General features: G+C 69.3%; 11 protein-coding genes and 1 riboswitch. Of the genes, 5 read left to right on the top strand and 6 right to left on the bottom strand.

What is annotated here, in order from left to right; genetic code table 11:
* Nucleotides 1-127: 127 nt before the first annotated feature.
* Together K6753_RS07575 and K6753_RS07580 are read right to left on the bottom strand one after the other, a co-directional pair.
* A complete protein-coding gene (locus tag K6753_RS07575; RefSeq protein ID WP_223675847.1) occupies nucleotides 128-1,048 on the bottom strand; it encodes a peptidoglycan DD-metalloendopeptidase family protein in 921 nt (306 codons plus the stop codon).
* Nucleotides 1,049-1,052: 4 nt separating this feature from the next.
* Entirely contained in the window at nucleotides 1,053-2,156 is a 1,104-nt protein-coding gene (locus K6753_RS07580) for an NHL repeat-containing protein (RefSeq protein ID WP_223675848.1), read from the bottom strand.
* Nucleotides 2,157-2,272: 116 nt separating this feature from the next.
* Nucleotides 2,273-2,396: riboswitch (SAM riboswitch) on the top strand.
* Between the two features lie 66 nt (nucleotides 2,397-2,462).
* On the opposite strand from K6753_RS07580, the gene metX reads away from it, so the two are divergent.
* The 5 genes from metX to K6753_RS07605 all read left to right on the top strand — a co-directional run bounded on the left by metX (nucleotide 2,463) and on the right by K6753_RS07605 (nucleotide 8,515).
* On the top strand, nucleotides 2,463-3,521 hold the full coding sequence (gene metX / locus K6753_RS07585) for a homoserine O-succinyltransferase MetX (protein WP_223675849.1): 1,059 nt from the start codon (nucleotides 2,463-2,465) through the stop codon (nucleotides 3,519-3,521).
* Nucleotides 3,518-4,717, top strand: coding sequence for a cystathionine gamma-synthase (gene metB, locus K6753_RS07590; protein WP_223675850.1), 1,200 nt, complete (start codon nucleotides 3,518-3,520; stop codon nucleotides 4,715-4,717). The genes metX and metB overlap by 4 nt, the downstream gene beginning before the upstream one ends.
* Nucleotides 4,714-5,952: a homoserine dehydrogenase family protein gene (locus K6753_RS07595; RefSeq protein ID WP_223675851.1), complete on the top strand. Its 1,239-nt coding sequence runs from the start codon at nucleotides 4,714-4,716 to the stop codon at nucleotides 5,950-5,952. Before metB ends, K6753_RS07595 begins: the two co-directional genes overlap by 4 nt.
* 230 nt (nucleotides 5,953-6,182) lie before the next feature.
* On the top strand, nucleotides 6,183-6,809 hold the full coding sequence (locus tag K6753_RS07600; RefSeq protein ID WP_223675852.1) for a hypothetical protein: 627 nt from the start codon (nucleotides 6,183-6,185) through the stop codon (nucleotides 6,807-6,809).
* 17 nt (nucleotides 6,810-6,826) lie between these two features.
* A complete protein-coding gene (locus K6753_RS07605) occupies nucleotides 6,827-8,515 on the top strand; it encodes a phospholipase effector Tle1 domain-containing protein (protein WP_223675853.1) in 1,689 nt (562 codons plus the stop codon).
* A 32-nt stretch (nucleotides 8,516-8,547) separates the two neighbouring features.
* Here the strand turns inward: K6753_RS07605 and K6753_RS07610 are convergent, their stop codons facing one another.
* The 4 genes from K6753_RS07610 to K6753_RS07625 all read right to left on the bottom strand — a co-directional run bounded on the left by K6753_RS07610 (nucleotide 8,548) and on the right by K6753_RS07625 (nucleotide 12,962).
* Nucleotides 8,548-10,236 carry a diguanylate cyclase domain-containing protein gene (locus tag K6753_RS07610; RefSeq protein ID WP_223675854.1) on the bottom strand — a complete coding sequence of 563 codons (1,689 nt, stop codon included), beginning with the start codon at nucleotides 10,234-10,236 and terminating at the stop codon, nucleotides 8,548-8,550.
* A gap of 39 nt (nucleotides 10,237-10,275) precedes the next feature.
* Nucleotides 10,276-11,628 (bottom strand): ligand-binding sensor domain-containing protein, encoded by a 1,353-nt coding sequence (locus K6753_RS07615; RefSeq protein WP_223675855.1) that lies wholly within the window; start codon nucleotides 11,626-11,628, stop codon nucleotides 10,276-10,278.
* Nucleotides 11,629-11,829: 201 nt separating this feature from the next.
* Nucleotides 11,830-12,189 (bottom strand): VOC family protein, encoded by a 360-nt coding sequence (locus K6753_RS07620; protein ID WP_223675856.1) that lies wholly within the window; start codon nucleotides 12,187-12,189, stop codon nucleotides 11,830-11,832.
* A gap of 116 nt (nucleotides 12,190-12,305) precedes the next feature.
* Nucleotides 12,306-12,962, bottom strand: coding sequence for an ankyrin repeat domain-containing protein (locus K6753_RS07625; protein WP_223675857.1), 657 nt, complete (start codon nucleotides 12,960-12,962; stop codon nucleotides 12,306-12,308).
* Nucleotide 12,963: the final 1 nt, after the last annotated feature.

Consider the following 12,963-nt stretch of genomic DNA (forward strand, 5'->3'; position numbering starts at 1 on the left):
CTGTAGGAGCGACGTGAGTCGCGACGGGCGCTGGCACGTCATTGCAGGGTCGCGACGCACGTCGCGCCTACACGGGACCCCGGCATTTGATCGCGGCTGAAGCCGCTCCTACAGGGACTTACGGCGCCTAGCGCCCGTCGTCGATCCGCAGCGGCCCGGTCGGGCCATTCATGCGAAACGGGATCGACTCCAGCCGCATGCCGCGGTTGACCTGCACGGCGAAGTGCAGGTGCGGGCCGGTGGTGAAGCCGGTGTTGCCCGACAGGCCGATCTGCTGGCCGGTGCGCACGCGCTGGCCAACACGCACGTAGGCGCCTTCGGGCTGCAGGTGCGCGTACAGCGCCATCGAGCCGTCGTCGTGCAGGATGCGCACGAAGTTGGCGCGGCCGCCGTAGGCCTCGCGGTCCAGCCCGGCGCGCTGGAAATCGGATTCCACCTGCATCACCACGCCCTCGCGCGCGGCCAGCACCGCGGTGCCTTCGTCGGCGGCGAAGTCGATCGCGTAGCGGTTGGCCGGGTCGTCGTGGCTGAACCCGCCGCCGTAGCCCTGGTCGATGCGGATGCGGTACTGCTCCAGCGGCAGGCGGTACTCGACGTCGCGCGGACGCGCAGTCGGGTCACCCGGCACGCTGTCCATGCGCAGTTCGAAACGGCCGCTGCGCGTGGGGTCGCTCGCGGCCAGTTGCGCGACCACGACGCTGGAGCGTGGGGCGAGCAGGGTGCGCGTCGGCAATGCCGGGCGTCCGGCGATGTTGTCCTGCGCCTGGAAGTGCAGCTGCACTTCGATGGGGCCAGGCAGGCGGTTGTCCGCCCACGCCAGGTAGCGGCTGCCCTGGTTCTCCACGCGCAGCTGCGCGATGGCGCCGGGCTCGAACTCCACCGGGATCACCGTGACCGGTACGGCCTCCGCCATCGGCGGCTGGTCGCCGTACTGGGTAACGCCCGCGTCGTCGGTCCAGCGGTAGATCTTGGCCGCGTGCGCCGGCACTGCGCAGGCGAAGCCCAGCGCGAATGCAAGGCAGGCGAGCTGGGCCGGACGCGCGTCCACGGCGTCAGTCCACGCAGCCCTGGTCGAGGCGAAGCGCATTGACGACTTCGCGCAGGTCGAACGCCGCAACCGCGCGGTCGGCGTGCACTGCATACAGCGCACCGCCGGGAAAGGCGCGGGTGGGCGCCGCGTGCAGCGCGATGCCGTCGGTGTAGGACACCGTGCCGCCGCGGAAGCTGCCCACCGGCGTGAGCGCGTCGCGGCGGAAGAGGTGGAACTCGGCCAGCGGCATCAACTGGTCGACCGCCACCCAGTAACCGCCGCCACCCGGGCAGCTCCACAGTGCGATGCCTTCGGCCTCGGCGCCGAAGCTGGTGTCGGGGACGCGGCGCCCGGTGGCGCGGCCGTCGAGGCGGTACTCGTAGAGCGTGGAGCGGTGACGCCGGTCTTCGTCGGCGATCAGCAGGCGCCCGGCCGCGGCATCCCCTGCGATCGACTCGACCATGCGCAGCGCCGTGTCCGGGCGCGTGCTGCCAAAGCTTCCGCCGTCGCGTGCTAGCAGGCCACCGGTGCCATCGACCGTCACCCGGTAGCGCCGCACGCGCTCGTCCAGCTGGTCCAGCGGCGGCACCACGTCGAAGCGCTCGCCCAGCATGAAGCTGTCGGTGACGAACACCTCGAGCTCGCCCGGCGCGGTCTCGTGCAGCCACAGGCCGTAGGGGCTGCGCAGCTCGGCGTGGCCGAACTCGCCGACCGGCTCGAACCCGGGCAGCGACATGACCTGCACGCGTCGGTTGTCGCGCTCCACCACGAACAGCAGGTCGCCGTGCACGGCGATGCCATTGGGTCGGTTGAACTGGCCGGCCGCAGAGCCGCGCGTGCCGACCTCGCGCAGGAAGTCGCCGGTATCGCCATCGAACACCTTCAGCCGGTGCGTCGCCTTGGCGGTGGCGATCACCCACAGGCCACCGTCTTCCGTGGGCCACGTGGCCAGGGAGTCGAGTTCCTCGTTCTCGTTCGCCTCCGATACGAACGCCTCGGCCACCGCCACGGTCGCAGCCGTCGCGGAGGCAGCCGGAAGGTCGGGACGTGGCGCGGTGCCCGTGCAGGCGACGGTCGCCAGCAGCAGGGTGCACACGGCGGCGATGCGGGAGCGGCGAGGGGTCATGGTGAAAGTGTATTCGCGATGGCGCCGCGCGCATCGGCCGCTGACGAGAAGAAGTAATATCGCTTTATGCGGATGAAGCGATTGACAGTCGCAAAAACCCGTTGCAGACTGCGCCGCATCCATCGAGACCGGCAGAGGGACAGGCCCTTTGAAGCCGGGGCAACCAGCGCAGCGCACAGCCGCGCCAGGTGCCAATTCCTGCGATGGCCCGCGCACGCGTGGGCCATCGGAAGATGGCCGCGATACCGCCGGACCCCGGGTCCGTGCGTGTGTTGTCGTCCGCTCGGTGGCCCCGTCGCTTCCCGGATGACCGCCATGAGCCTGACCGCCCGCCCGTTTCATTCTTCCCCGACCGGTGCCGTCGCTTGCGACGACGCGCCCACGTCCATTGCGACACACGTCGACGCTGCCGACGCTGGGCGCGACGGCGGTATCGACCTGCTGCTGCGCCTGAAGCATGCCGGCACCCGCATCGTCCACGTGCGCCATGCTCGTGTCGGCACCCCGGACGCGCCGGTGGTGTTCGTCGCCGGCGGGATCTCGGCCGACCGCCACGCGACCGGCTGGTGGCATTCGCAAGTGGGGCCCGGATGCGCGATCGATACCCGCCAGGTGCAGGTGCTGGCCATCGACTGGCTGGGCAGCGATGGGGCGCTGGACGTCCCGCTGGACCCCGCCGACCAGGCCGACGCGATCGCCGCGCTGCTCGATGCACTGGGCATCGACACGCTGGAGGCGTTCGTCGGATGTTCGTACGGCGCACAGGTGGGCCTGCAGTTCGCCGCCCGCCATGGGTCGCGGCTGCGGCAACTGGTGGCCATCAGCGGCGTGCACCGCGCGCACCCCTATGCTAGCGCGTGGCGCGCGCTGCAACGCCGCGCGGTGGCGCTGGGCGCACTGCAGTGTGACGACGCGCACGGGTTGGCGCTGGCACGGCAACTGGCGGTACTGAGCTATCGCACCCCCGAGGAGTTCGATGGGCGCTTCGGCGAGGCGGTCGTCACCGACGGCCGCGTCCGGGTGGATGCCGAGGATTACCTCGACCACTGCGCCGACCGCTACGTGGGGCGCACGCCGGTGACCGCGTTCCTGCGGTTGTCGGAGTCGATCGACCTGCAGGCGGTCGATCCCGAACGGATCACGGTGCCGACAACCGTGGTGGCGGTGGCCGATGACCGTCTGGTGCCGGTGGTGCAGGCGTACGAGCTGGTGGAGCGCCTGCGCGGCGAAACCCGCCTGCACGTGCTGCGCTCGCGTTACGGCCACGACGCTTTCCTCAAGGAGCACGCGGCAATCGCGGCCCTGCTCGAAGACGCGCTGCAGGGCATCGGTGCCGATAGCGTGTGTCGCGAGGTGGCGGCATGAGCGCCTCGCACGGCTTCAACGCGGCCACCACGGCGGTCCGCGCCGGCATCGACCGTGACCCGGCCTTCGGCGCGGTCACGCCACCGCTGGTGCTGTCGTCGAATTTCAGTTTCGAAGGCTTCGACCGAAAGCGCCGCTACGACTACACTCGCAGCGGCAACCCCACGCGGGACCTGCTGGGCGAGGCGCTGGCGGAACTCGAGGGCGGGGTCGGCGGCGTGGTCACCTCGACCGGCATGGCTGCGGTTGCGCTGGTGCTGCACGCCCTGCTCAAGCCCGGCGACCGCCTGGTGGTGCCGCACGACGGGTACGGCGGCAGTTGGCGGTTGTTCAATGCACTGGCGGGGAAGGGCGCGTTCGAACTCGTTACCACCGACCTCACCGATCCGCGCGCGCTCACGGCCGCACTGGACGCGCGACCGGCAGTCGTGTGGATCGAAACCCCGTCCAACCCGCTGCTGCGCATCACCGACCTGCGCTTCGTGATCGAAGCCGCCCACGCGGCCGGCGCACTCGCCGTGGTCGACAACACCTTCCTGTCACCGGCACTGCAGCGCCCGTTCGAGTTCGGCGCCGACGTGATCGTGCACTCCACGACCAAGTACATCAACGGCCACAGTGACGTGGTGGGCGGTGCCGTCGTCGCGCGCGACGCTGCGTTACACGACACGCTGGCGTGGTGGGCCAACTGCCTGGGCATCACCGGCGCACCGTTCGACAGCTTCCTGACCCTGCGCGGCCTGCGCACCCTGGACGCGCGTCTGCGCGTGCACCAGGCCAACACGCAGGCACTGGTCGCATGCATCGACGGGCACGCCGCGGTGCGCGCGCTGCATTACCCGGGTCTTGTCGCGCACCCGGGGCACGCCGTCGCGGCCCGACAGCAGCGCGGTTTCGGCGCGATGCTCAGCGTCGAGCTGGCCGGCGGCGAGCCGTCGGTGCGCGCGTTCCTTGATGGGCTGCAGTGCTTCACCCTGGCCGAGTCCCTCGGCGGCGTCGAAAGCCTCGTCGCCCATCCCGCCACCATGACCCATGCCGCGATGTCGCCCGAGGCCCGCGCCCACGCCGGCATCGGCGACGGCCTGCTGCGCCTGTCGGTCGGCATCGAGCACGAGGACGACCTGGTGGCCGACATTACCGCCGCGCTGGAGCGCGCGCATGCGGTTACGTGCGCTGCGTGCAAGGTGTCGAAATGACTGGGGGGGTCGAGCGCGTCCGGGCACGGCCAGCCTCGCAACCGCGAGTGCCACCGCGTATTGCTTTGCTGGGCGTGGGGAACGTCGGCGTGGCGTTCCTCCAGCGCCTGCAATTGCTGCAGCAAGACGGCCTGGCCCGCGAGCTCACACTGGCCTATGTAACGAACTCGAAAGTCGCGACGCTGTTACGCCCCTCTCCCTTCGGGAGAGGGGTTGGGGAGAGGGTTCGCCGAAGCGGGACAAGTGAGTCGCCGCTGGTGTCCGTCAGCCCGAGAACCGAACCTCCACCTGCCGAAGAGCGTCGCTATCCGCCCCCGGCCCCAGTCCTGCACACGCCTTTCGAGCACCTTCTCCCGCACGCGAACGAAGGCTGGACCGTGACGCCCAGCGACCTCGACTCCATCGCGCGCGCGCTCACCGCCACCGGCGATGTCGGAGCCCGCATCGTCATCGACGCCACCGCCAGCGACGCCGTCGCCGCACGCCACGCCGAGTGGCTGGCGCAGGGCATCCACGTCGTCACCGCCTGCAAGCTGGGGCAGGGTACAGCGCTCCAGCGCTGGCGCGAAATCCACGCCGCCTGCGAAGAAGGACGCACGCGCTACGGCGACAGCGCCACCGTCGGTGCCGGCCTGCCTTTGCTGCGTACGCTCCGTGCGCTTCGCGCCGGTGGCGACCGGATCCACGCCATTGCCGGCGTGCTGTCAGGTTCGCTCGCATGGCTGTTCAACCACTACGACGGACTGCGCCCGTTTTCCGGCTTCCTTCGCGATGCACGTGCGGCCGGCTACACCGAGCCCGACCCGCGCGATGATCTGTCCGGCGAGGACTTGCGCCGCAAGCTGCTTATCTTGGCGCGCACCGCCGGCTTCGAACTGGAAGCGGACGCGGTTGCCGTGCAGTCGCTGGTCCCCTCGGCGCTGGCCGGGCTGCCGGTCGAACACGTCGATGGCGCGTTGCCGATGCTGGATGGCCCGTTGCGCGCGCAGTTCGCCCAAGCGTGGAAGCGTGGTGAGCGATTGCGCTTCGTCGCGCGCCTGGAGGCCGGCCACGCGCAGGTCGGCCTGGAGTCGTTGCCCGCCGACGACCCGCTGGCCGGCGGCAGCGGCATCGACAACCGGGTCGCGATCTGGTCGGACCGCTACCGAAACCAGCCGCTGGTGATCCAGGGCCCCGGTGCCGGTGCGGAGGTCACGGCCGCGGCCTTGCTGGATGACGTGCTGGCGCTGCTCTGAGGGCCGGGGTGGTTGTCGAGTCTTGCTGTGCTCTGCGTCGCTGGCCGACGGGCGTCCGCGGTCCCTGGCGACGACGACCCGGACCCGCGCAACCGGCTGCGCTATTCTTCGGTCGCCGCGGCGCATTCAGCGGTGCCACCCGTCGCAACGATCGCGCACGACGCATCGAGTGACCGGACGGGCCCACGGCCGCAATGACGCGCGCCAAGCATTCGACAGGAGGTCGTCCCGTGATCCACAAACCCCTTCGCACCTTGACCGCCGCCACCAGTCTGGCGCTGGCGGCCTGCGCCCATTCCTCACCGCTACTCGACGGGGCATCGATGACCAACGCTTCCGGCAAGACCGTGACCGATCGCCAGCCGGTCAAGGAGTGGCCGCTGCGGTTCGACAGCCACAAGTTCAGCGTCTTCACCTACGACACGTACGGGGCGAGGGTGGTGTATGCGGGGCAACTGCAGATCGACCAGGACGACGACGAGCTGAAGCGGTCGTCCGCCAGTTACGGCCCGGACTACCAACGCAGCTGGAGCGGCATCCACGGGATGATCCGCAACTTCCCGGCGCCGGCGAAAGTCTCCTGGCGCTCGAAGGACGGTCAGACGCACGAGGCGGAGATCGACTTCGGCGAGATATTCAAGGACGAGCGCGTGCGCCACAACGTGCCGCGGGATGAAGTGGCCGACATGGCGAACGGCGAATACCGGCATGAGCCGTCGATCATCCTCGAGATCAACGACCGGACGATTCGGGTCTATATGCGGGCGTTTATCCCGACCAAGGACTTTCAGATTCCGGGCAACCCGTACAGCGACGCGCGGGATGAAGTTGTGCTGGTCGAGACGTATACCTACTGACGACAAGGAGTGTAGTCATGGGCGAATTCTTCAGGGATGGAGAATCGCGTCCGGTTACATCGGACGAGGTTGCAATGGATCGGCGGGCGCGCGATTTGCAGTCTTTGCAGCGCGTGCCCGTCATACAAAGGGCCGAGAGTGCCCACGAGTACTTGTTCTTTGCGATGTTCGACGGCACCGGGCAGAACGCGGAGAACGACGATCAGCGTCCCACCAATATTGGCCACCTGAGAGAGCAGGTGTACGAGCTGAGCTTGGATGGGAGCCAGCGGATGGGCGGCCACTACGTCGAAGGAATCGGAACGCAGTCGCGACTCGTCCCTCGCCTTATCGACCAATGGCGCCCTTACTCGTGGGACGAGAAAATTGCGGAGGCCTATGTAGAGCTTGCACGGCAAACGCGACGGTGGAAGGAGCACGACCCGGACGCACAAGTCCGCGTTGCCGAAGTGGGTTACAGCCGCGGTGCCGTCTTGGCAGCTGGACTGGCCCGGCTCGTCGACGAACACGGAATCCTGCATCCGGAAGATCTCCGTTTCGGCCACGACGCAAACGGCAACCTGACGGTAAGCAGCGACCGCCCATCCCTCGTGCCACCGGGCCAGACCGCGCAGGCCCTCGCGTTGCTCGACCCCGTCGCAACCAACATGCCGAAGGGCTATGACGCGCGTGTCCCGCCGAGCGTCGTCAGTGCTTTGTCGATCGCGGCGGCGCACGAGCGCCGGACGTCGTTCCCGCACCAGACCATCGTCGAGCCCGGCCTGTCGCAGGACCGCCGCTTCGCCAGCGTGCTGATGCCCGGTGGCCATTCCAATATCGGCGGGGGCGCGGCCGCGGCCGGGTTGGAGTCGATGGCCCACAACCGCATGGTCGATTACCTCAATGGGCTGCGCGACCAGCCGGTGTTCGAGTACCGCGACCTGCCCGACGATCCTGCGCAGTACACCGTCTACCAGGCGCGCGGTGTTACCGCGGTGCCGGGGCTGGATCGCGATGGTCTGCGCGATACCCGCACCGAACTCGCCAACTGCACGGTCGTCGACCTGTGCCGGAATGCGGAGCCGATGGACTCGGTGCTGGCGGGACAGTTCGAGTACCGCCACCTGCCGTCGCTCGCGGCCGGCCCGGTGTTTTCCGAGCCCTTGCAGACCGTGTCGCGCGCGGCGTCGGCGGGGACATCCCTTGGCGATGCGGCCGAAAAACGCGAGGCGTCAGCGACCCGCCCGCAACCGAGCGCTGCCACCCCCGACCGTCCCGACCACCCGCACCACGACCTGCTCCAGCAGATCCGTGGGCACATCCTCGAGCGGGAGCGCGAAGGTGCGATCCGGTTCGGGGACGACCACGAACGTGAGCGCTTCTGCCGCTACGCGCTGGCCGCGTGCGTGGACAACCGTCGCGAACACCAGTCGCTGTACCCGGGCAGGTCCACCAGCGGCAACGACACCGGCATCGCCCGCGCGGACCACATCGTCATCGGGACCCGACACCACGCCTTCGTTATCCAGGGCGATGCCCGTGATCCGGCGGCGCGGCGCATCGCGTTTACCGTCGAAGACGCGCGCCAGACACCTGTCGAGCAATCGGATCGGGCGCTCGCGGTTGCCGGCCATGACGTCGCGTTGCCTGCGGCGGCCGCCCTCCAAAGGGAAGCGTCGCAACACCCCCGGAACCCGATCCACGACACCGCCAGCCCCGCGCACTGAGCGGGGCGACCGGTGGCGGAACGCACCGCGCATCAGGCGGTGGTTTCACCCGTGTCCGCGTATACCGATTCCGAGCCCACCATCGACAGCCGCCCGTCGGCCAGCAGCACTTCCGGCCCGGCCTGCATCGCGCGCAGCAGGTCGTCGGTCGGCGTGGTGGCGGTGGGGCGGAACGCGGCCCAACCGTCGCGGCCGCGGGTCTTGACGAAGTACAGCGCTTGGTCGGCCAGTTCCACGAGCGTTTCCCAGCCCGCGGCGTCGTGCCGACCCGCGAACAGCGGGTACTCGGCCAGGCCGATCGAACACGTCAGGTGCTGGCTCTGGCCATTGCCCAGGTCGAAGGCATGCGAGGCGACCGCGGCGCGCACGCGCTCGCCCATCAGCGCCACCTGCGCGGCCGGCATCGGCCGGAACACCAGCAGGAACTCCTCGCCGCCCCAGCGCACCACGTAATCGCCGCTGCGCACCAGCCCGCGCAGGATGTGCGCGAACTGCTGCAGCACCAGGTCGCCGGCGCGATGGCCATGGGTATCGTTGATCGCCTTGAAGTGGTCGATGTCGACCAGCGCGAACACCATCACCTTGCCCTGCTCGGGGCCCTTGCGGATCTGGCGGTCGTAGTACGACAGGTCGGCGGGAATCTGGCTGGCCATGTAGCGGCGGTTGCGCAGGCCGGTCAGGGGGTCGGTCTGGCTGGCTTCGCGCAGGCGGTCGTTGGCCGCGGCCAGGGCTTCGGTGCGCTGTTGCACGACCGCTTCCAGCGCCAGCCGTTGGCGGCGGTGGCGGCCCTGCAGGTAATGCAGGCCCAGCGCCAGCAGCGCGAGCGCGAGCACTGCCAGCGTGATCGCGAACGCGCGCGTCTCGTGCAGCAGCGGCCGGATCGAGAACGCCAGCCGTGCCGGTGCATCGCTCGCCATGCCGGTGTTGTTGCGGCCGCGCACCTCGAACACATAATCGCCCGGCGGCAGGTTGGTGTAGCGCGCGCTGCGGTTGGTCAGTGCGGCCGGTTGCCAGTCCGCGTCGTATCCGACCAGGCGGTACTCGACGCTGTTGCTGCGCGGGTCCTGGAAGCTCAGCACGGTGAAGTCGAACGTGAGGTCGCGCGCCGCGGCCGGCAGCTCGCCGTCAGCCAACGCGTGCGCCGCCTGCCACTGGCCCTGCGCCATGACGCGCTCGATGGCGACCGGCGGCGCGACGGTGTTGGGCCGGATGGCAGCGGTGTCGAACGCCACCACGCCGTCGCGCGTCGGCAGCCACAGCGTGTCGTCGCGCAGGAACCCCTTCGACGTGCCAGCACCGTTGCAGCAGTAGCCCTGTTGCCCGGCCATCGGGTCGCCACGCTCGTTGAGCACCATCTGCCCGCGGACGTGCGTGATGCGACCCTCCGCCAATGCCGCCAGGTCTTCCACCGGTACGCGTGCGATGCCCCGGATGCCCGGCACCCACAGGTAGCCGTCGTGCTCGACCAGCGCGAAAGGCGAGTTCGATGGCATGCCCTCGTCGGCGCCCAGCAGGTGCCAACGGCCGTCGTGTTCGAAGTACACCGCTTCCGACAGCGCGCCGACCACCAGCCGGCCATCGGACAGGCGCTGCATGGCCGTGATGTCGAGGCCGTCGGTAAGGCCGCTGCGACGCGTGAAGCGCGCGCCGTCGAATGCGAACACGCCGGTCTGGCTGCCGACCAGCAGGCCGCGCGGACCATCGGGCAGGACGAAGCGCACGCGGGCATCGTCGAGACCGTCCGCGGCCGTCCATTGCCGCTAGCTGCGGCCGTCGTGTTCGAACAGGCCGTCGCCGGTGGCGATCCACAGGTGCCCCTGCGCATCGCGCACCAGACCGTTGACCTGCCGGCCGTCCAATGCACCCGCCCAGTCCGGTTGGCGGACGGTGCCGGCGTCGGGCCCCGCGTGGTCGATCATTGCCAGACCGCGGCGCGTACCGATCCACAGGCGATCGGCTTCGGCCAGCAGGTTGTAGCCCTGCGGGTGGGGCAGGGCATCGCCGGTCGCCACCGTGGTGAAGCGCCCGTCCTCGAACACGCTGACGCCGTCGTTCATGCCCACCCAGATGCGGCGGCCGTCCGGGTCGGGGGCCACCGACCACACGATGGGGTCGGGCAGGCCCTCGGCCTTGCCGTAGCGGCGGGTCCAGCCATCGCGCAGGCGGGTGAGGCCCTCCCACTGGCTGCCCAGCCAGAGGTTGCCCTCGCGGTCTTCCAGCCCGACGCGCAGCCCGGGGATGCCGCCTGGCCCGTCGGACGGCACGAACTCCGCCAGGCCATCGCGGCGGATGCGCGCCAGGCCGACATCGCCGCCGGCCCAGAGGTTGCCGTCGTCGTCGGCCAGCAGCAGGTCGACCGGCACGCCGTGCAGGCCCGGGAATCCGGCCGGCGCGAAGGCGTCGCCCGCCTGCACGTACAGGCCGGCCGCGGTCGCCGCCCACAGGCGGCCGTGCGCATGGACCAAACGGTTGACCGGCGGATCGCCGGCCGGTGCAGGCAATGCATCGCGATGCCAGCCACCGGGCGCGGGGTAATGCACCGCGCCGCGACTGCCGACCGCCCAGCGCCCGTCCGCCCAGGCCAGCGACAGCGCGGGTTCCGGGCTGCCGGCGACGTGGTGCAACGTGTCGCCGCGGACCTCGAACACGCCCGCCTGCGTCGCGACCCAGACCTGGCCCTGCGCGTCCTCGGCCAGCGCATGGATGTCCAGCGACGGCCAGCGTTCGGGATCGGCCGCGGCGATGGGCTGGAACGTGCGTCCGTCGTGCACGGCCAGGCCCTTGTAGGTGCCGATCCACAGCCGCCCATCGCGGCCGGCATGCAGCGCCCGCACCCAGATGCCCGCCAGTGCCGGTGTGTCATCGCTGGTGAAGGTCTCGAACCGCACCCCGTCGAACCGCGCCAGGCCGGACTGCGTGCCCACCCACAGGTAGCCGCGCCGGTCCTGCGCAATGGCCAGCGCACTGATCTGCGGCAGGCCCTCCTCGATCGACCACGTGCTGCGCACGTAGTGATGGAGGGCCTTGTCAGGCTGCAGGGCGGCGGTGGGCAGCGCCCAGGCGAGCAGGACGGCAAGGGCGAGGACGACGCGAATCGAACGGGCAACGGGCACGGCTGTTCCGGACTGGGCTTTGCCTGATCAAAGCAAGAGTTGTGCCTTTCCGGATGACGGGCTGGTGGCGCGGCGCCCTTTTTGCCGTCATTCCCGCGAAGGCGGGAATCCATGGACGTCAAACCCTTGAACAGCAACGTCTCTGGTTTTCCCGCCTTCGCGGGAATGACGAGCGGAGTTCGGGCTTGCTCGAGGTTTCGGTCAGCCGCCGCCCTGCGCCTGCCCGACCCAGAGCCGGTTACCGTCCGGGTCGTCCAGCCGGAATTCGGTCATCCCGTAGAAGGTCGACTCCAGCTCCGGCACGGCCAGCCCGTTCTCGCGCGCAGCGCGGTGGAACGCCTGCACGTCGTCGGGATACAGGTACAGCACCGCGATCCGCGGAATGCCGGCATGCAGGTTGATGGAGGTATCGAGCATCAGCTCGCAGTCCCCGCAGCACAGCCGCGCCCAGCCCCAGCCATCGTTGCGCTCCTCGACGGTGAAGCCGAGCTTTTCGTAGAAGGCCACGCTGGTCGCCAGGTTGCTGACGGGCTGCATGGGGGACAGGCGGTTGAGGGGCATGCAAGTTCCTGGCGTGGCCAGCGGGGCAAGCAGTCAATTTCATTTCCCGCCCATCCGCGGGTTTGGTTTACATGGTCAATCCGAGCACTTAGACGCGTCGCGACCCGCACGCATCGTCAGCGCTCTTTCGCACTGAGTTCGATACCGAACTTCGCTGAGAGAGCTTTCGCCTTTGCGTCGATTGGCGCGCCAGCATCCAGAAGAACGCCTATGACCTCAGGATTCTTGCATGGCAGGGCGTAGTGCAGCGCGGAGAAGCCAGCATCAGTCCGCAGGGCAGCAGAGGCGCCTGCTGAAATCAGAAGCCATACGAGCTGGGGTCGGTTCTGGGAGGCTGCGTCCATGAGTGGGGTTCCGCCCGCTCTGCTTCTGACGTTGGGGTCCGCTCCTTGGGCCAGCAGGAATGACAATGCGTCCACGGAGCCAACCAGAGCCGCAGCGTGAAGCAAGGTTGACCCGTGGATGTCCCGCGTATCCCTCCGGTAACCCATTTCGATCAGTCGCTGCATGCCGGGCACGTCGTTGGCCACGACCGCGTAGTGCAGCGGTGTGAGTCCGACTTCGTCCGACAACTCCGCGGTCTTCACGGATTCGAGAGCGATGACCAGTGCTTGCCTCCGTGCGTCGGATGCTGGAGGCGGCCGGCACAGAGGCGACTCAAACTCCGCCCCAATGATTTCATAGGCAATGCTTGATGCTTGCTCAAAAGCGTCCCCTGCCAGGACACGCGCCGGGAGCGCGGCCAGCAGGGCAATCGCAATCAGCTTATGCATG

Source organism: Novilysobacter selenitireducens (genome assembly GCF_020026895.1).
Lineage (GTDB): Bacteria > Pseudomonadota > Gammaproteobacteria > Xanthomonadales > Xanthomonadaceae > Lysobacter_C > Lysobacter_C selenitireducens.